Genomic DNA, 17818 nt, shown 5'->3' on the forward strand with positions numbered 1-17818 from the left:
CCCTGCTGGATAGCCGCCACGCATGAATCCGATTGTCCGCTGGTTCCACCAACTCGGTTCGCCTCCCACGTTCGACCGTTTCGCTGCCCGCTGGTCGCGGGTGTTCTACCTCGCGGCGGTGCCGGTGCTGCTGGTCGGCATATGGCAGGCGCTGCTGGTGGTGCCGCCGGAAGCCAAGCAGCTGGACAGCTTCCGCATCCTCTACATCCACGTGCCCAGTGCCTGGATGAGCCTGTTCGTGTTCGCGCTGATGGCGCTGTATGCCGCCATCGCGCTGATCTGGCGGATCAAGGTCTGCGAGATCCTGGCCATGGCCTGCGCACCGATGGGTGCCGGTTTCACCCTGATCACCCTGTTGACCGGCAGCATCTGGGGCAAGGGCACCTGGGGCACCTGGTGGGACTGGGACCCGCGCATGACCAGCGAGCTGGTGCTGCTGTTCCTGTACCTGGGCGTGATCGGCCTGTACCACGCCATCGAGGACCGCCGCAGCGCCGCACGCGCAGCCGGCCTGCTGGCCATCGTCGGCGTCAGCCTGCTGCCGGTGATCCGCTATTCGGTGGACTGGTGGGGCGGCCTGCACCAGCGCCAGTCGATCAACGTGTTCGGTGAATCGGCGATCAGCAGCGCGATGATCGCGCCGCTGTGGTGGATGGTGATCGGCACCAAGTTCTGGTTCGCCGGTTCGGTGCTGGCCAAGGCCCGTGCCGACAATCTCGACCGCGAGGCCGGCAAGGCCTGGGTCGGCGGCCGCGTCGATGCCGCACGTCCGGCCGGGGAGGCCCAGCCATGACCCACCTGCCCTATGTGATCGGCGCCTACGCCGTGTTCGTGCTGGTACTCGGCGCCGATGCCATCGGTTCGTGGCTGCGCCTGCGCGTGGCACGCCGGTTGGCGCTGGCACGCCAGCAGCGGCAGCAGACCCGCGCCGTCAAACAGGACGCTGCGGCGCCGCTGTCGACGGAGCTGGAACGATGACGCCGGTACAACGTCGCCGCCTGGTCTGGGTACTGCTGGCCCTGCTCGCCTCCGGGCTGGCCACCGCGCTGGTGGCGATGGCGCTGGAACGCAACATCGCCTACCTGTACACGCCTTCGGAAGTGCTGCGCGGCGATGTCGATGCGCAGTCGCGGTTCCGCCTGGGCGGCATGGTGGTGAAGGGCTCCTTCAACCGCCCGGTCGGTTCGCTGGAAGCACGTTTTGAAGTGACCGACGGCGATGCCCAGCTGGCGGTGACCACGTCGCGGATCCTGCCGGACATGTTCGCCGAAGGCACGGCGGTGGTTGCCAGCGGCCGCCTGCAGGACGATGTGTTCGTCGCCGACGAGGTGCTGGCCAAGCACGATGAGAAGTACGTGCCGAAGGAAGTGGCCGACAAGATGGGCGACGCACATCGCAAGCACGACGTGCCGGTGACGGCACCCGAGGTGCGCTGAGTGCTGCCCGAACTGGGTCAGATCCTGCTGCTGTGCGCGTTGCTGGCCTCGCTGCTGCAGGCCGGCCTGCCGCTGGTCGGCGCGCAGCGCAACAACAACGCGTGGATGGCGGTGGCACGACCTGCCGCGTTCGCGCAGCTGCTGCTGGTCGCCGGCGCGTTCGCCGTGCTGACCGCTGCGTTCGTGCAGCAGGACTTCTCGGTGCGCTACGTGGCCGAGAACTCCAATTCGCTGCTGCCGATGATCTACCGCTACTCGGCGGTGTGGGGCGCGCACGAGGGCTCACTGCTGATGTGGGCACTGGTGCTGGCGCTGTGGACCGGCGTGGTGGCGCTGTTCTCGCGGCACCTGCCGGCACCGGTGCAGGCGCGTGTACTGGCGGTGATGGGCATCGTCAGCGTCGGATTCCTCGCCTTCCTGATCTTCACCTCCAACCCGTTCCTGCGCCTGAATCCGGCCCCGCTGGAAGGCCGTGATCTCAACCCGCTGCTGCAGGACCCCGGGCTGATCATCCACCCACCGATGCTCTACATCGGGTATGTCGGCTTCGCGGTGCCGTTCGCATTCGCCGTGGCCGCGCTGCTGGAAGGTCGTGTCGACGCACGCTGGCTGCGCTGGACGCGGCCGTGGACCAACGTCGCCTGGGGCTTCCTGACCCTGGGCATCGCGCTGGGCAGCTGGTGGGCCTATTACGAGCTGGGCTGGGGCGGCTGGTGGTTCTGGGACCCGGTGGAAAATGCCAGCTTCATGCCGTGGCTGGTCGGTGCGGCACTGATCCATTCGCAGGCGGTCACTGAGAAGCGCGGCACCTTCGGCAGCTGGACCCTGCTGCTGGCGATCGCGGCCTTCGCGCTGTCGCTGCTCGGCACCTTCCTGGTGCGCTCCGGTGTGCTGACCAGCGTGCATTCGTTCGCTGCAGATCCGTCGCGCGGCCTGTTCATCCTGGTGTTCCTGTCGGTGCTGGTCGGCGGCAGCCTGCTGCTGTACGCGCTGCGTGCCAGCCAGCTCAGCGTGGACGCCGACGATCCGCGCCGTGGCTTCACCGCCACCTCGCGCGAGACCCTGCTGCTGGCCAACAACCTGCTGCTGGCCACCGCCTGCGCGATGGTGCTGCTCGGCACACTGTATCCGTTGCTGGCCGATGCACTGTCGCTGGGCAAGATCTCGGTCGGCCCGCCCTACTTCGGCAGCCTGTTCCTGCTGCTGATGGCACCGATGATCCTGCTGCTGCCGTTCGGCCCGCTGGTGAAGTGGCAACGCGACCAGCCCTCGCGCGCGTTCGCGCTGCTGGCACCCTGGCTGGGGCTGGCGGTGCTGCTGGGTGCGCTGGCCTGGTGGCAGGCGCCGCAGAACGGCTGGAAGGCCGGTCTCGGTGTCGCTGCCGCGGTCTGGGTCGGCTTCGGTACCGCACGTTTCGTCTGGCAGCGACTGCGCGGCAATGGCCGCTTCACCGCCGAAATGCTCGGCATGATCGTCGCCCATGCCGGCATCGCCGTGTTCCTGGCCGGTGCGCTGCTGGTGGAAGCCCTGAACGTACAGCGTGAAGTGGCTCTGGCACCGGGCCAGCAGGTGGTGGTCGGCCGCCACGAAGTACGCTTCGAGGGCGTGGACCATCGCGAAGGACCGAACTTCATCGCCGACCGCGGCCACCTGCGCGTGTTCCGCAACGGCCGCGAGCTGGCCCTGCTGCATCCGGAAAAGCGCCAGTACGCCAGCGGCGGCCAGGTGATGACCGAGGCCGGCATCGATGCACGCCTCGATGGTGATGTCTACGTGGCATTGGGCGAGCCGCTGGGCAACAATGCATGGGCGGTCCGGGTGCACATCAAGCCGTTCGTGCGCTGGATCTGGCTGGGCGCGCTGTTGATGGCCCTAGGCGGATTCATCACCGCCGCCGACCGCCGCTTCCGTCGTCCGTAGGAGTTTCCATGTCCGAGTCCCCCGCCCCGCGCCCCTCCCGCCCGCTGCCGCCGGTAGCCATCGTGATCGGCGTGCTGTTCTTCTTCGGCCTGCTCGGGCTGATGATCTACGGGGTGATGAAATCGGGCGATCCGCAGCGCGACGTGCTGCCATCGGCGCTGATCGACAAGCCGGCGCCGGCGTTCGCGCTGCCGGTGCTGCACGACCCGGAAATGATCGTGCACAGCGACGAACTGCGCGGCGCGCCTTACCTGTTTAACGTGTGGGGCAGCTGGTGCGCGGCCTGCCGCGAGGAACACCCGGTGCTGACCCGTTTCGCCGAGAGCAAGCGCGTGCGCGTGATCGGCTACAACTGGAAGGATGAACCGACCGATGCCCTGCATTGGCTGGAACAGCTGGGCAACCCGTTCATGGTCGTGCTCAGCGACGTGGAAGGCCGCACCGCGATCGACTGGGGCGTGACCGCGGCACCTGAAACCTTCCTGGTCGATGGCAGCGGTGTCGTGCGCTGGAAGTACAGCGGTGCGATGACCCAGCGCGTGGTCGACGAGAAGCTGATCCCGGCACTGGAGAAGATCGAGAAGGCCCAGGGCAATGCCGGCAGCACGCTGCACACGGCGCCCTGAGCCCATGCGCTGGCTGCTGGCATTGCTGCTTCTGATGCTGCCCCTGGCCGTGCTGGCACAGCAGCCGTTGCATGATCCGCAGCCACTGCAGTTCCGCGATGGCGCCGAAGAACGCCGCTTCCACGACCTGGCCGCGCAGCTGCGCTGCGTGCAGTGCCAGAACCAGTCGTTGGCCGACTCGAACGCGCAGATCGCGCAGGACCTGCGCCGCGAGGTGCTGCAGCTGATGCAGCAGGGCCGCGACGACGCACAGATCAAGCAGTTCCTGGTCGCGCGCTACGGTGAGTTCGTGCTCTATCAACCGCCTCTACAGCCGGGCACCTGGCTGCTGTGGGGCGGTCCGCTGCTGGTGCTGGGCGCCGGCGCGCTGGTGGTACTGGGCATCGTCCGCCGCCGTGGCCGCACGGTTGCTGCCGCCCCCGCCAGCAAGACCGATGAAGGAGACGGATGGTGAGCCATTGGCTGCCGATGCTGGCTGGACTGGTGGCCGCACTGATGGCGGCGCTGGTGCTGTGGCCGCTGCGCCACCACGGTCGCCGCGGTTTCGTGGTGGGTGTGCTCGCGCTGGGCGTGTCCGGTGCCTGCCTGTATCTGCTGGTTGGTGATCCGCGTGCAGCACAGGTACAACCAACCCCGTCGGTAGCCACCCTGCGCGATGGCGTGCAGGCCCTGCAGGATGCACTGAAGCGAGACCCGCAGCGAGCCGATGGCTGGACGCTGCTGGGCCGGTCGCAGGCCGAACTGGGCAACGCCGCAGCCGCAGCGGATGCCTTCGCACGTGCTGCCGCTCTCGCCCCGGAAGACCCCGGCGTGCTGGTGGAAGCGGCGCAGGCACGTGCGCAGGCCGATGCCGGCAAGCAGTTCGATGACACCGCGATGGCCTGGTTGCAGCAGGCTCGTGCGCTGGCGCCCGATGCAGAGCGCGCCAGCTGGCTGCTGGGCATCGCCCTGCGCCAGCGCGGAAAGAATGCCGAGGCTGCCGACATCTGGAGCGGCCTGCTGCCACGGCTTGAGCCCGGCGCCGCGCAGGCGCTGCAGGCGCAGATCGCCATCGCCCGTGAGGCCGCCGGCCAGGCGCCCGATGCTGCCGCTGCGGCGCCACCGGCGCTGCTGCAGGTGCGCGTGCAACTGCCTGCGCTGAACAACGCCGAGTGGCCCGCCAGCACCCAGGTATTCGTGCTGGCCCGCGCCGTGGGTGGACCGCCGATGCCGGTGGCCGCACGCAAGCTGCCTCTGGCCGGTTTCCCGGCCACGGTCGGGCTGGGCGACGCAGACAGCCCGATGCCGACCGCACCGTTGTCCGCGCATCGCGAAGTGGAAGTGCTGGCACGCATCTCGCGCAGCGGCAGTGCCAACCGCGGCGAGGATGACCTGCAGAGCGTGCCGGTGAAGGTGAGCCTGCCGCATGAAGGCGTGGTGGAGCTGCGGTTCCCGTAGTGCCGGCCGCTGGCGGGCAACCACGTGGGCGCATCCAGATTCATGAGGTTGCCGGCCAGCGGCCGGCACCACCGGGTGCATCGCCGATGGAAACCAGCGTGTCGCCAGCTCCACATGCGGCCCCGCTAGAATGGCTGCATGACCGAATTCATCCCGCCCGGCACCCGCTTCCACGCCCTGCCCTCGCCGTTCCCGTTCAAGCGCGGTGGCGCCCTGCATGGCGCACGCGTGGCCTACGAAACCTGGGGAACGCTGGCCGCCGACGCCAGCAACGCGATCCTGATCGTGACCGGCCTGTCGCCGGATGCACACGCCGCTGCCAATGACGCCAACCCCGCAGTGGGCTGGTGGGAAGGCATGGTCGGCCCCGGCAAGCCGATCGATACCGACCGCTGGTTCGTGGTATGCGTGAATTCGCTGGGCAGCTGCAAGGGCTCGACCGGTCCCGCCTCGCTCAACCCGGCCACGGGCCAACCGTATCGCCTCGACTTCCCCGAGCTGTCGATCGAAGACGGCGCACGCGCCGCCATCGAAGTCGTGCGTGCCCTGGGCATCGAACAGCTGGCCTGCGTGGTCGGCAATTCAATGGGCGGCATGACCGCACTCGCGGTACTGATGCTGCACCCGGGCATTGCGCGCAGCCACGTCAACATTTCCGGCAGTGCGCAGGCACTGCCGTTCTCGATCGCGATCCGTTCGCTGCAGCGCGAGGCGATCCGCCTTGATCCACGCTGGAATGGCGGCCACTACGACGATGCCGAGTATCCCGAGTCCGGCATGCGCATGGCGCGCAAGCTGGGCGTGATCACCTACCGTTCGGCACTGGAATGGGATGGGCGCTTCGGCCGCGTGCGGCTGGATTCGGACCAGGCCGACGACGATCCGTTCGGCCTCGAATTCCAGGTGGAAAGCTATCTGGAAGGCCATGCACGGCGCTTCGTGCGCTTCTTCGATCCGAACTGCTATCTGTACCTGAGCCGTTCGATGGACTGGTTCGACCTGGCTGAGTATGCCGACGGCGACGTGCTGGCCGGGCTGGCGAAGATCCGGGTGGAGAAGGCGCTGGCGATCGGCGCCAACACCGACATCCTGTTCCCGGTGCAGCAGCAGCAACAGGTCGCCGACGGCCTGCGCGCCGGCGGTGCCGATGCGCGCTTCATCGGTCTGGAGTCGCCGCAGGGCCATGACGCCTTCCTCGTCGATTTCGAGCGTTTCGGCCCGGCCGTGCGCGGCTTCCTCGACGCGCTGTAAGTGGCATGGCGGCGTAACCTCGCGCTGGCCGCATTCGGTGCGTTGATCGCACTGACGGTCAGCGGCGTGCTGCCGCTGTGGCTGGGCGGTTGGTGCCTGCTCGCCAGCGCAGTGTCGTTCGGCCTGTACGGCCACGACAAGCGCGCGGCGCAGCGAAAGCAGTGGCGGATTCCCGAGCGCACACTGCAGTTGCTGGCCTTTGCCGGCGGTTGGCCGGGCGCGCTGCTGGGCCAGGCGCTGTTCCGCCACAAGCATCGCAAAGCCGGATTCCAGTGGGTGTTCTGGCTGTGCGTGCTGGCCAACGTGGCCTCGATCGCGGTGATGCTGCGCGAGTTCTCGCGGTAACCCTTCGAATGGGTAGTGCCGGCCGCTGGCCGGCAATTCCGTATCCGTATCAAGCGCCATGAGGTTGCCGGCCAGCGGCCGGCACTACCATTCACGCTTCGCGCACCACTCCCCCATCACGCAACCGGTACTGCGCATCCACCACGCCGTCGGGCAGGTCGTCGTGGGTGATCATCAGCAGGCTGCGCCCGTCCAGCAACCCGGAGAGGTCCTGCAGCAACGCACGTGCGGTATCCACGTCCAGGCCTTCGGTCGGTTCGTCCAGCAGCAGGATCGGCGCATTGCGCAGCAGCGCGCGCGCCAGCGCCAGGCGTCGTGCCTGGCCGGCCGACATCGTCGCGCCGTTCTCGCCCACCCAGGTCTGCAGGCCACCGTTGCGCTCGGCCCACTCGCCCAGACGCACGCGACGCAGTACCGCCCACAACGCTGCGTCACTGGCATCGGGATCACCCAATCGCAGGTTCTCGGCCACGCTGCCGGCAAACACCGGCGCGTTCTGCGGCAGCCACGCCAGTTGCCGGTGCCAGTCGGCCTGGGCGAAATCACGCAGGTCGCGGCCCCCGTAGGTCAACCGTCCTTGTTGCGGATCCCATAGCCGCAGCAGCAGGCTCGACAGGGTGGTCTTGCCACTGCCGCTGTCGCCGCGAATCGCGATCCGCTCGCCCGGCGCCAGGGTCAGCTGCAGGCCGGACAACACCGGCCGCGCCGCACCGGGCCACTGGAAGTGCACGTCATCCCAATGCACGCGCGCGGCCTGCGGCACCGCCTGCGGCGCCTGCGGGTCCTCCACCGTCGGCGGTTGCTCGACGATGGCCTGCAGGCGATCGGCGGCGATGCGCCCGGACTGCAGCGACTGCCAGGCCAGGCCCATGCCGGCCCACAGTTCGATCAGTGCCACGGTGAGGAACACCAGACCCGCCGCCATTTCCGGCGCGATGCGCTGCTGTTCGGCCGCATGCAGGGCCAACGCCAGCATCGCCACCAGGCCCAGCCCGGCGACCAGGCCATGCAGGGTCGAGGCCGCGATCAGGCGCCAGCGCCGACGACGATCCCGCGAAGCCAGCTGCTTGGCCGCCACGCGCACCTTCAACTGCCACGCTGCATCGGCATGCAACGCGGCCAGATCACCCGCGCCCTCCAGTCCTTCGAAGGCTGCGGTACGCAGGGCAGCACGATGCGCGGCACGGTCGGCCTCCTCATCGTCGCGACCACGCACGCCCAGCCACGGCACACCGAAGGCGATCAGCAACGCCAGCACCGCCAGCAGTACCGCCGCAGACGGCAGGATCACCGCGGCCGAGGCGATCGCCATCAGTGACAGCGCACCCAGCGCCACCAGCGGCCCGATCGCACGCACCAGCAGGCCATCCACCTCATTGATGTCACCCAGCAGGCGTGCCAGCAGTTCGCCGGTACGCGTGGCCCCCAGCCGCGCCGGTGCCAGTGGCAGCGCGCGGCGGAAGAACCACACGCGCAGATCGCGGGCGATGCGCAGCGTGGCATCGTGGCCGACCAGCTTCTCGAAGTAGCGCGACACGATGCGCGCCATGGTCAGGCCGCGGATGCCGGCCGACGGCGAAAAGAAGTTGAAGCCCTGCGCCAGCCCGGCCGCACCGGCCAGCGCAGCGGCGGTCAGGAAGCCACCGGACAGGCCCAGCAGGGCGGTGCCGGCCAGCATCGTGATCCACAGCAGCAGCACGGTCAGCAGCAGGCGCGGGCGATGGCGCAGGAACACCGCGCGCAGCGAATCAGGCGAACGGCTCATGCGCGCACCGCCTGTGCCGGCTCGACCAGGCGGCCTTCCGGCAACAGCAGGCAACGGTCAGCCCACGCGATCACCGCAGGGCTGTGGGTGGCGACCACCACGCTGCGTCCACGTGCATAGGCGGCCAGGCTGCGCAACAGCGCGGCTTCGGTATCGGCATCGAGGAACGCAGTGGGTTCGTCCAGCAGCAGCACCTGCGGGTCGCGCAGCAGCAGGCGGGCCAGACCGATGCGGCGTGCTTCACCACCGGACAGGCCGAAACCACGCTCGCCGATCACGGTATCCAGCCCCTGCGGCAGGCGTTGCGCGAACTGCAGTACCTGCGAGGCCTCGGCGACCGCGCGCAGGCGCGCATCGCTGGCACCGGGATCAGCCAGCCGCAGGTTGTCGGCGATGCTGCCGTGGAACAGGTACGGCCGCTGGCTGGCGTACGCCACCTGCACGCCGGGCCGCAGCTGCAGCTTGCCGGCACGCGGCGGCAACCACCCCGCCAGCGCTTCCAGCAACGTGCTCTTGCCGGATCCGCTGGGGCCGACCAGGGCCAGGCGCTGGCCCGGTTCCAGCAGCACGTCCAGATCCTGCAGCACATCATGCGGCGCACCCAGCGGGCGCAGCACCAGACCCTGCGCCTGCAGCGGCGGCAAGGCAGCCTCGGCCGGTTCCACCGCCAACGGTGCAACCTCGCTTTCGATCAAGCCCTGCTCCCCGGGCAGCGACTGCAGCAGGCGCTCTACTTCGGCGGCAGCGGCCAGCGCGTTGGCGCGGTCGTGGTAGTGCGCGGCCAGCCGCCGCAGCGGCGCGTAGAACTCCGGCGCCAGCAGCAGGCAGAACAGCCCAGCGCCCAGCGTCGGCACTGCTGCATGCAGCGTCATCAGGCCCAGATAGCTCAGGCCCAGGTACAGCGCAACCATCGCCACGCTCACCGAGGCGAAGAATTCCAGCACCGTGGACGACAGGAAGGCGATGCGCAGCACCTTCATCGTACGCACGCGCACGCCTTCGGCAGCGGCCGCGATGCCGTCCAGTTCGGCCTCGCCCCGGCCATACAGGCGCAGCAGGCCCAGACCCTTGATGCGGTCGGCGAAGTGGCCGCTCATCCGCGCAAGCTCGCCCAGCTGCGCACGGCCGGCGGCTTCAGCGCCCCAGCCCACCAGCATCATGAAGAACGGCACCAGCGGTGCGGTGAACAGCAGGATCAGCGCCACCACCCAATCCACCCAGGCCACTGCGGCCAGGATCAGCAGCGGCACCACCACCACTTCGGTGCGCACCGGCAGGAAGCCGCTGTAATAGCTCTCGATCGCATCACCGTGATGCAGCATCAGTTCGCCCAGCTCGCCGGTGCGGCGCTGGCGCAGCCACAGCGGCCCATGCCCAAGCAGGCGCGCGAACACACGCTCGCGCAGCGCCAACCGCGCGGCATCGGCCACATCACCGGCAGCCGCCTGGGTGGCGCTGCCCAGCAGCGTGCGCAGCACCAGGATCACCGCCAGCCCAGCGAGCACCGGCAGGCCCGACGCCAGCGGTGCGCGTTCCACCAGCACCTGCTGCACCAGCCAGGCGATGGCAGCGGCCTGGCCGATCAGCAGCGCGCCGGACAGGCTGATGCACAGCGCCGCCAGCCGCTGGCGACCTCGAGCGGAGCGCGCAAGATCGGCCAGCCAGGCGGTGCGGGCACGCCGCTGGCGGGTCGTTTCGGCTTCCGGGGAAAGGCCGTCAGGGGTCGTTTCGGCAGCGCTCAAGGGGTCTTCACGGGTAACAGGGGAGACACGGCATTGTAGGCGCAGGCAACAGCCTCCCCCTGCGGCCGGCGGTCGCAGTCTTCATCGGGTTGGCATACGATCCTCCTGAATACCCATTCATACATTGATCTGGATCAAGGCTGTTTGAAGTAGTCGGTCACATCATTCACCCCGTAGACCACCCTTCCCGCCACCTGCAACGGCACTATCCAACGAGGTAGCCAGGCCATGATTGATCAGACAGTCGTAGAACTGTCGCGGCTGCAATTCGCTCTGACCGCGATGTACCACTTCCTATTCGTCCCGCTCACGCTTGGCCTGTCCTTCATGGTGGCCATCATGGAGAGCGTGTACGTGATGACCCGCAAGCAGGTCTGGCGGCAGATGACCCTGTTCTGGGGCACCCTGTTCGGCATCAACTTCGCCATCGGCGTGGCCACCGGCCTGGTGATGGAGTTCCAGTTCGGCATGAACTGGTCGTACTACAGCCACTACGTGGGCGACATCTTCGGTGCGCCGCTGGCCATCGAAGGCCTGATGGCGTTCTTCCTGGAAGCGACCTTCATCGGCCTGTTCTTCTTCGGCTGGAAGCGCCTGAGCCCGGTCAAGCACCTCACTGTGACTTGGCTGATGGCGCTGGGCACCAACCTGTCGGCGGTGTGGATCCTGATCGCCAACGGCTGGATGCAGAACCCGACCGGTGCGGTGTTCAACCCGGAAACGATGCGCATGGAAGTGGTCGACTTCGCTGCGGTTCTGCTGAACCCGGTGGCCCAGGCCAAGTTCGTGCACACCGTCAGTGCCGGCTACGTGACCGGTGCGATCTTCGTGATGTCGATCAGCGCCCTGTACCTGCTGCGCAACAAGCATCGGGACATGGCCCGCCGTTCGTTCGCGGTGGCCGCAGCCTTCGGCCTGCTGTCCTCGCTGTCGGTGGTGGTGCTGGGTGACGAGAGTGGTTACGCCGCCAGCGAACACCAGAAGATGAAGCTGGCCGCGATCGAAGCAATGTGGGAAACCGAGCGTGCACCGGCCGACTTCACCGCCTTCGGCATTCCCAACCAGGACACCCACCAGAACGACTACGCGGTGAAGATCCCGTACCTGATGGGCCTGATCGCCACCCGTTCGCTGGACCAGCCGATCCCGGGCATCCTGGAACTGGTGGAGCGTGCCGAGCACCGCATCCGCGGCGGCCAGATCGCCTATGGCGCACTGGAACGCGTGAAGAAGAACCGGAACGACCTCGAAGCACGCGAGATGTTCGATCGCCACTGGCAGGATCTCGGCCACGGCCTGCTGCTGAAGCGCTACCGCGAAGACATCCTCAACGCGACGCCGGAGGAAATCTCCAAGGCCGCGATGGATACCGTCCCGCGCGTGGCCCCGCTGTTCTGGACCTTCCGCATCATGGCGGGCCTGGGCTTCTACCTGATCGCCTTCTTCGCACTGGCGTTCTACTTCTCGTGCCGCAACAACTTCCAGGACAAGCGCTGGTTCCTGAAGCTGGCCGTGTGGTCGCTGCCGGCACCGTGGATCGCGATCGAGTGCGGTTGGTTCGTCGCCGAGTACGGCCGCCAGCCGTGGGCGGTGGATGGTGTGCTGCCCACCTTCTACGCGGCATCGGGCCTGGCACTGCATGAAATCCTGACCACGCTGGCGGTGTTCACCAGCTTGTACACGGTGCTGCTGATCATCGAGATCAAGCTGATGCTGAAGGCGGTCCGCAAGGGTCCGGACGACATCCTGCCCTCGCTGCAGGCCGATATCCGCCCCGCTTCCCCCAATGCAGTCGCCCCCGGCCAGGCCTGAGGCAGGAGAATCCAGATGGAATTCATTGCACTTGATTACACCACGCTCCGCGTGATCTGGTGGCTGCTGCTCGGCATCCTGCTGATCGGCTGGGCCGTGATGGATGGTTTCGATCTTGGTGTCGGCACGCTGCTGCCGTTCGTGGCCAAGACCGATGAAGAACGCCGGCTGGTGATCAACACCGTCGGCCCGGTGTGGGAAGGCAACCAGGTCTGGCTGGTGCTGGGTGGTGGCGCGATCTTCGCCGCATGGCCGCCACTGTATGCGGTCAGCTTCTCCGGCTTCTACCTGGCGGTGTTTGCGATGCTGTTCGGGCTGATCCTGCGCCCGGTCGGCTTCAAGTACCGCAGCAAGCTGCCGTCCAAGCGCTGGCGCGACAACTGGGACCGCGTGCTGTTCATCGGCGGCCTGCTGCCGGGCCTGATTGCCGGCGTCGCCGTGGGCAACGTGCTGCTGGGTGTGCCGTTCCACTTCGATGACACCCTGCGCGTGACCTACACCGGTTCGTTCTTCGGCCTGCTCACCCCGTTCGCGCTCATCGCCGGCCTGATCAGCGTGGCCATGCTGGTTTCGCATGGTGCAGCCATGCTGGTGATCAAGACCGACGGCCCGGTGGCCGAACGTGCCGCACGTTATGGCAGCGTCGCCGCCATCGTCAGCTTTGTGCTGTTCGCCGTGGCCGGTGCCTGGGTGGCCTTCGGCCTGCCGGGTTACCAGATCACCTCGCAGGTGGTCACCGATGGCCCGACCAATCCGCTGCTGAAGACCGCCGAACTGGGCACGGTCGCCGGTGGCTGGCTGCGCAACTACAGCTCCATGCCGGCGACGCTGGTGTTCCCGGTGCTGGGCCTGCTGGGCGCACTGGCCAGCGCGGTACTGCTGCGCGCACGTCGTGGTGGCCTGGCCTTCATCGCCTCGGGCGCCTCGATCGCCGGCATCATCCTGACCGTCGGCTTTGCGATCTTCCCGTTCCTGCTGCCGTCCTCCAGCCAGCCCACCTCCAGCCTGACTGTCTGGGACAGCTCGTCCAGCCATCTGACGCTGTGGGTCATGCTGCTGGCCACGGCCATCTTCCTGCCGATCATCATCGCTTACACCACCTGGGTGTACCGCGTACTGAAGGGCAAGACGACGGTCGAGGAAATGGGCGACAACCCCAACGCTTACTGATTGCCGGTGTGCCGGCCCACGGTCGGCACATCCCTTGAACATAGGAGATTGACCATGTGGTATTTCGCCTGGATTCTCGGTGCCGGACTGGCCTCGGTCGTGGCCATCCTCAACGGGATGTGGTTCGAAGCGCGCGAAAGCGCCCGCACCGACAACGACGCGCATTGAAACTGTAAAAAAGGGTTGCCGACAGGGCCTTCACACGGTATCTTAGGCGGCTCCTTCGGGGTGTAGCTCAGTCTGGTAGAGCGCTACGTTCGGGACGTAGAGGTCGCAGGTTCGAATCCTGTCTCCCCGACCACTCAAGTGGTCGCATTGAAGCCTGGTGAAGTCGTCCAGGCTTTTTTGTTCCCTGAAGTGGCACTGCTTCGGCAGTGTGAAGAAAACAGCATTCACCCCTTGCCGCCATCGGGGTGAATCGCTAGAATAGGCGGCTCCCTTCGGGGTGTAGCTCAGTCTGGTAGAGCGCTACGTTCGGGACGTAGAGGTCGCAGGTTCGAATCCTGTCTCCCCGACCACTTCGGTGGTCACCAAGAAGCCTGGAAGACATCACTGTCCTCCGGGTTTTTTTGTATCAAGCGCCAGGCCGCCCGCGTGACGGGACCTTGCCGCGCAGCGCACGTACAATGGCCGCGCTGCCGGCCCTCCTGCAGCCCCCCCCACCTGCCGCTTCGGCGTAGACCGATGCCGGCGCTGCATGCCGTTGCTGCGGCGTGCGACACCTGCAAGGACCACCGATGAGTTCCTCCCCTTCCGATTCGCCGTCGCTGCTGCACGGTCGTGTCCTCGCGTTTGCCGCGATCCTGCTGGCAGCGGTCAACCTGCGCACTGCGGTCACCTCGATCACCCCGCTGCTGGACGTGCTCGGCCAGCAGTTCGGCTTCGGCACCACCATGACCGGCGTGCTGGGCATGCTGCCGACCGCCTCGTTCGCGCTGTTCGGCGTGGCCACGCCGGCATTGGCGCGGCGCCTGGGCCTGGAACGCACCACGCTGCTGGCGATGGTGATGGCGATGGCCGGCCTGCTGCTGCGTTCCAGCGCCGGCAACGTCGGCACGCTGCTGCTCGGTTCGGTGGTTGCACTGGCCGGCATGGGCATCGGCAACGTGGTGGTGCCGCCGCTGGTGAAGCGCTATTTCGCCAACAAGGTTGGCACCATGAGCACGCTGTACATCAGCGTGCTGCAGCTGGGCACGATGCTGCCGGCGCTGCTGGCAGTGCCGGTGGCGAATGCTGCGGGCTGGCGCGTATCGCTGGGCATGTGGGCGCTGCTGGCGCTGGCCGCCGCCCTGCCGTGGCTGCTGCTGGCCAGGCGCGCACCGAAGCCGCAGGCCGACGCCACCGATCCCACCGCACAGCCGCACGGCAAGGTCTGGCGCACGTCGCTGGGCTGGAGCATGACGCTGATGTTCGGCATGACCTCGCTGATGACCTATTCGATGTTCACCTGGCTGCCGCGCATCGTGGTCGAGGCCGGTGGCACGCCCGCGTTCGGCGGCGTGATGGTCGCCGTGTTCTCGGCACTGGGCCTGCTGCCGTCGCTGGTCATTCCGTCGATGGCGGTGCGCCTGCAGAACCCGTTCCCGCTGGTGCTGATCGGTTTCTTCTCGTTCGTGATCGCCTTCACCGGCCTGCTTGTGGCCCCGATGAAAGCGCCGCTGCTGTGGGCCTGCCTGCTCGGCGTCGGTCCGTCCACCTTCCCGCTGGCGCTGACCTTGATCAACCTGCGCACCCGCACCCCCACCGGCTCGGCCGCGCTGTCCGGGTTCATGCAGGGCGTGGGCTACAGCTTCAGCTGCCTGGGGCCGTTCCTGGTCGGCTGGCTGCACACCGTCAGCGACGGCTGGACGATCCCATTCAGCTTCCTGTTCGGCTGCGCCACCCTGATGCTGTGCGCCTCCTGGGTGGCCTGCAAGCCGCGCAAGCTGGAAGACCTCTGGTAAGCCACGTGGGGCCTCGCAACCGGCCCCACCTACCGCTCGTCAGCCCGTCTGCGCATTTTGACGCCGGGCTGACAATTCCGGGCGGATAGTGCCCACGAATGCCCATCCTTGCCGCGTGCCGGCATCGGGCATGGGGGCGGCAGCGCCGCCCAGGCCACCACTCGGTGTGCGGGGGACTCTCGTTTCAGACAAGACATTGCAGGTCGCTGTCCTGGTTTCGCCCATCCCTGCTGGATGGGAGTTCGCGAGGGGAGTGACGCAGGCCACGGCCATCCCAAAATCTGGCATGTGATGTGCGTCACATTTTTCAGGTTGTCTGGTTCGGAAGCCAAGGGGGTCCCCAATGGTTGTCCACCGCCGGCTGGCGCTCTGCGTCGGCCTTGCCTGTACCGCCCTGGCCTGGGCCAGCAGCGCTGCCCCGCCTGACCGCGAGGCGGCCCTGGCCGAGATCGGCCGCTACCGCGACCAGGCCCGTTGGCTGGATGCGCTCGGCGCGATCGAGCGCGCCAGCCAGCAGCAGCCCAACGACGACCTGCTGTTCAAGCTGCGCGTCCTGACCCTGGGCGACATCGGCAATGCCTGGCGCGCCTGGGAGCTGTACCAGCAGCGCCCGCAACTGTTCGACGCTGCTCAGAAGCAACGCATCGAAGGCGACTACCTGGCCAAGCTGGTGGTCTGGAGCCTGGCCTACAGCAGCAGCGAAGACAGCCGGCTGGAAGAAGCCGAATCGACCCTGGCGCGCATGCAGCGCTATCTGGGCAGCGAAGGCACCCCACCTGTGCAGGCGCCATTGCGCATCCGCATGGACCGGCTGATCCTGCTCAACCGGCTGGGCCGCCATGCGCAGGTGCGAGAAGAAGCCCGCGCACTGCAGGCTGAAGGCCATGCCCTGCCCGACTATGTTCTGCCTGCGGTCGGCGATTCGCTGATGGGCACGCTGCATCCGGAAGAAGCCATTCCGGTGCTGCAGGCGGCCGTCGCAGGTGATCCGACGCGCGACGCCTCGCATTCGGAACTGGCTTACGCCTACCTGGAAAGCGAGCAGCAGGAAAAGGCCGTCGACCTGCTGCAGGCGTGGCGCGACAAGGAACCTGCCTGGCGCTGGAGCAACGGCAAGTCGCCGTATCCAAACTGGTCGCGCTACGAAGCCGACCTCAACCTGGCGATGGTGCGCGCCTACAGCGGTGACCTGCCCACCGCGCAGCGCGATCTGGAATCGATGGTCGACATCGCACCGGGCAACGGCGGCCTGCAGAGCGCGCTGGGCAGCGTGTACATGATGCGCGGCTGGCCACGCAGGGCGCTGCAACGGCAACAGATGGCGCATGCGCTGGACCCGCGCGACATCGAGCCACGGCTGGGCATGCAGGAAGCCTACGTCGCCCTGCAGCGCGATGACCTGGCGCGACCGCTGCACGACGATCTGGTCGCGCGCTACCCCACCCAGCCCGCCGTCGAACGCATGGACCAGGCCTGGCGCGCGCACCGCGGTTGGCAGCTGAAGGCATGGACCGACATCGGACGCAGTTCCGGCGGTGGTGGCACCTCGCCACTGGGCAACGACGACCGCCGCTATGGCATGGAAGTCCAGACACCCGTACTCGACGATCGCTGGCGGCTGTTCGCCTTCGCCGACCGGCGCTCGGTCGATTTCCAGGACCAGCGCATCGACCCGCTGTGGCTGGGCGCGGGCGTACGCTACCGATTCGGCCGTCTGGATGCGGAAGCTGCAGTGCTGCGCGCCAACGACCACATCGGTGATACCGGCCTGCGCGTCGGCGCGGGCTGGCAGTTCAACGACCACTGGTATGCCGGACTGACCGCCGCACGCAATGATCCGGATGCATCAATGCAGGCGCGCGTGGCCGGCATCACTGCCGACAGCGTCAGCGCGCAGGTCGACTACCGGCGCAGCGAACGCACGCACTGGATGTTCGGCGCCAGCCGCTTCCGCTACGACGATGGCAACCATCGCGAACTGTTCAGCACCAGCGTCGAGCAGCGGCTGCTGACACGCCCACGGTGGCTGATCGATGGCCTGGGCAGTGCATACACCAGTCGCGGCAGCCGCGATGATGCTCCCTACTTCAACCCGAAGCGTGATCGCATGGTCGAGATCGGCCTGCGCATCGACCAGCAGCTGTGGCGCCACTACGAACGCCACTTCCGCCACCGGCTGACCGTCTCGCTGGGCGATTACTGGCAGGACGGCTTCGGCAGTGCACTGGTGCCGTCGGTGTCATACATGCACGAGTGGCAGCTGGGCCAGGGCCGCGTGTTCGAGTATGGCGTGCGCTGGTCGCGGCCGGTCTACGACGGCCATCGCGAACGCCATATCGGCTTCGAAGCCGCACTGCGCTGGGGAGACTGA

At 67.5% G+C, this 17818-nt stretch carries 16 protein-coding genes and 2 tRNA genes; 16 read left to right on the plus strand and 2 right to left on the minus strand.

The features are described from left to right. The first annotated feature begins 22 nt into the window (after window positions 1–22). From ccmC to ACZK2R_RS15290, 9 genes are all read left to right on the plus strand, one after another. Complete coding sequence (gene ccmC / locus ACZK2R_RS15250) at window positions 23–793, plus strand: heme ABC transporter permease CcmC (RefSeq protein WP_125894439.1); 771 nt, start codon at window positions 23–25, stop codon at window positions 791–793. After that, window positions 790–978 carry a heme exporter protein CcmD gene (locus ACZK2R_RS15255; RefSeq protein ID WP_032129786.1) on the plus strand — a complete coding sequence of 63 codons (189 nt, stop codon included), beginning with the start codon at window positions 790–792 and terminating at the stop codon, window positions 976–978. Before ccmC ends, ACZK2R_RS15255 begins: the two co-directional genes overlap by 4 nt. Further along, entirely contained in the window at window positions 975–1436 is a 462-nt protein-coding gene (gene ccmE, locus ACZK2R_RS15260) for a cytochrome c maturation protein CcmE (protein WP_032129787.1), read from the plus strand. Before ACZK2R_RS15255 ends, ccmE begins: the two co-directional genes overlap by 4 nt. Next, the gene (locus ACZK2R_RS15265) at window positions 1437–3356 is read left to right on the plus strand and encodes a heme lyase CcmF/NrfE family subunit (protein WP_125894440.1); all 1920 of its coding nucleotides are present in this window, start codon (window positions 1437–1439) and stop codon (window positions 3354–3356) included. Between the two features lie 8 nt (window positions 3357–3364). Further along, a complete protein-coding gene (locus tag ACZK2R_RS15270; protein WP_125894442.1) occupies window positions 3365–3982 on the plus strand; it encodes a DsbE family thiol:disulfide interchange protein in 618 nt (205 codons plus the stop codon). A 4-nt stretch (window positions 3983–3986) separates the two neighbouring features. Next, a complete protein-coding gene (locus tag ACZK2R_RS15275) occupies window positions 3987–4436 on the plus strand; it encodes a cytochrome c-type biogenesis protein (RefSeq protein ID WP_032129419.1) in 450 nt (149 codons plus the stop codon). Beyond that, a complete protein-coding gene (locus ACZK2R_RS15280) occupies window positions 4430–5419 on the plus strand; it encodes a tetratricopeptide repeat protein (RefSeq protein ID WP_125894444.1) in 990 nt (329 codons plus the stop codon). The genes ACZK2R_RS15275 and ACZK2R_RS15280 overlap by 7 nt, the downstream gene beginning before the upstream one ends. Before the next feature lie 138 nt (window positions 5420–5557). Beyond that, the gene (gene metX / locus ACZK2R_RS15285) at window positions 5558–6670 is read left to right on the plus strand and encodes a homoserine O-acetyltransferase MetX (RefSeq protein WP_125894446.1); all 1113 of its coding nucleotides are present in this window, start codon (window positions 5558–5560) and stop codon (window positions 6668–6670) included. Further along, window positions 6671–7015 carry a DUF1294 domain-containing protein gene (locus tag ACZK2R_RS15290; protein ID WP_049401133.1) on the plus strand — a complete coding sequence of 115 codons (345 nt, stop codon included), beginning with the start codon at window positions 6671–6673 and terminating at the stop codon, window positions 7013–7015. A 91-nt stretch (window positions 7016–7106) separates the two neighbouring features. Here the strand turns inward: ACZK2R_RS15290 and cydC are convergent, their stop codons facing one another. Both cydC and cydD read right to left on the minus strand, forming a co-directional pair. Continuing rightward, a complete protein-coding gene (gene cydC / locus ACZK2R_RS15295; RefSeq protein ID WP_125894448.1) occupies window positions 7107–8780 on the minus strand; it encodes a thiol reductant ABC exporter subunit CydC in 1674 nt (557 codons plus the stop codon). Beyond that, entirely contained in the window at window positions 8777–10522 is a 1746-nt protein-coding gene (gene cydD / locus ACZK2R_RS15300) for a thiol reductant ABC exporter subunit CydD (RefSeq protein WP_125894450.1), read from the minus strand. Before cydD ends, cydC begins: the two co-directional genes overlap by 4 nt. A 228-nt stretch (window positions 10523–10750) precedes the next feature. Here cydD and ACZK2R_RS15305 point away from each other — a divergent pair, with 228 nt between their 5' ends. From ACZK2R_RS15305 to pgaA, 7 genes are all read left to right on the plus strand, one after another. Continuing rightward, window positions 10751–12334, plus strand: coding sequence for a cytochrome ubiquinol oxidase subunit I (locus tag ACZK2R_RS15305; protein ID WP_032129413.1), 1584 nt, complete (start codon window positions 10751–10753; stop codon window positions 12332–12334). A gap of 15 nt (window positions 12335–12349) precedes the next feature. Further along, the gene (gene cydB, locus ACZK2R_RS15310; protein ID WP_125894452.1) at window positions 12350–13504 is read left to right on the plus strand and encodes a cytochrome d ubiquinol oxidase subunit II; all 1155 of its coding nucleotides are present in this window, start codon (window positions 12350–12352) and stop codon (window positions 13502–13504) included. Between the two features lie 54 nt (window positions 13505–13558). Then, the gene (cydX, locus tag ACZK2R_RS15315; protein WP_125894454.1) at window positions 13559–13672 is read left to right on the plus strand and encodes a cytochrome bd-I oxidase subunit CydX; all 114 of its coding nucleotides are present in this window, start codon (window positions 13559–13561) and stop codon (window positions 13670–13672) included. Between the two features lie 56 nt (window positions 13673–13728). Then, window positions 13729–13805: transfer RNA gene (locus ACZK2R_RS15320), tRNA-Pro, on the plus strand. A 140-nt stretch (window positions 13806–13945) separates the two neighbouring features. Beyond that, window positions 13946–14022 (plus strand) — tRNA-Pro (locus ACZK2R_RS15325). A 219-nt stretch (window positions 14023–14241) separates the two neighbouring features. Next, window positions 14242–15447, plus strand: coding sequence for a CynX/NimT family MFS transporter (locus ACZK2R_RS15330; RefSeq protein ID WP_032129410.1), 1206 nt, complete (start codon window positions 14242–14244; stop codon window positions 15445–15447). A 343-nt stretch (window positions 15448–15790) separates the two neighbouring features. Then, the gene (gene pgaA / locus ACZK2R_RS15335; RefSeq protein WP_125894456.1) at window positions 15791–17818 is read left to right on the plus strand and encodes a poly-beta-1,6 N-acetyl-D-glucosamine export porin PgaA; all 2028 of its coding nucleotides are present in this window, start codon (window positions 15791–15793) and stop codon (window positions 17816–17818) included.

The organism is Stenotrophomonas sp. 96582_Sma, assembly GCF_056480905.1.

Excerpts from the sequence above, each read along its gene's own strand:
- cydB (WP_125894452.1), top strand. The coding sequence starts at position 12,350 with ATGGAATTCATTGCACTTGATTACACCACGCTCCGCGTGATCTGGTGG.
- ACZK2R_RS15275 (WP_032129419.1), top strand. The coding sequence starts at position 3,987 with ATGCGCTGGCTGCTGGCATTGCTGCTTCTGATGCTGCCCCTGGCCGTG.
- ccmC (WP_125894439.1), top strand. The coding sequence starts at position 23 with ATGAATCCGATTGTCCGCTGGTTCCACCAACTCGGTTCGCCTCCCACG.
- metX (WP_125894446.1), top strand. The coding sequence starts at position 5,558 with ATGACCGAATTCATCCCGCCCGGCACCCGCTTCCACGCCCTGCCCTCG.
- ccmE (WP_032129787.1), top strand. The coding sequence starts at position 975 with ATGACGCCGGTACAACGTCGCCGCCTGGTCTGGGTACTGCTGGCCCTG.
- ACZK2R_RS15255 (WP_032129786.1), top strand. The coding sequence starts at position 790 with ATGACCCACCTGCCCTATGTGATCGGCGCCTACGCCGTGTTCGTGCTG.
- ACZK2R_RS15270 (WP_125894442.1), top strand. The coding sequence starts at position 3,365 with ATGTCCGAGTCCCCCGCCCCGCGCCCCTCCCGCCCGCTGCCGCCGGTA.
- ACZK2R_RS15305 (WP_032129413.1), top strand. The coding sequence starts at position 10,751 with ATGATTGATCAGACAGTCGTAGAACTGTCGCGGCTGCAATTCGCTCTG.
- cydX (WP_125894454.1), top strand. The coding sequence starts at position 13,559 with ATGTGGTATTTCGCCTGGATTCTCGGTGCCGGACTGGCCTCGGTCGTG.
- cydC (WP_125894448.1), bottom strand. The coding sequence starts at position 8,780 with ATGAGCCGTTCGCCTGATTCGCTGCGCGCGGTGTTCCTGCGCCATCGC.
- ACZK2R_RS15330 (WP_032129410.1), top strand. The coding sequence starts at position 14,242 with ATGAGTTCCTCCCCTTCCGATTCGCCGTCGCTGCTGCACGGTCGTGTC.
- ACZK2R_RS15280 (WP_125894444.1), top strand. The coding sequence starts at position 4,430 with ATGGTGAGCCATTGGCTGCCGATGCTGGCTGGACTGGTGGCCGCACTG.
- pgaA (WP_125894456.1), top strand. The coding sequence starts at position 15,791 with ATGGTTGTCCACCGCCGGCTGGCGCTCTGCGTCGGCCTTGCCTGTACC.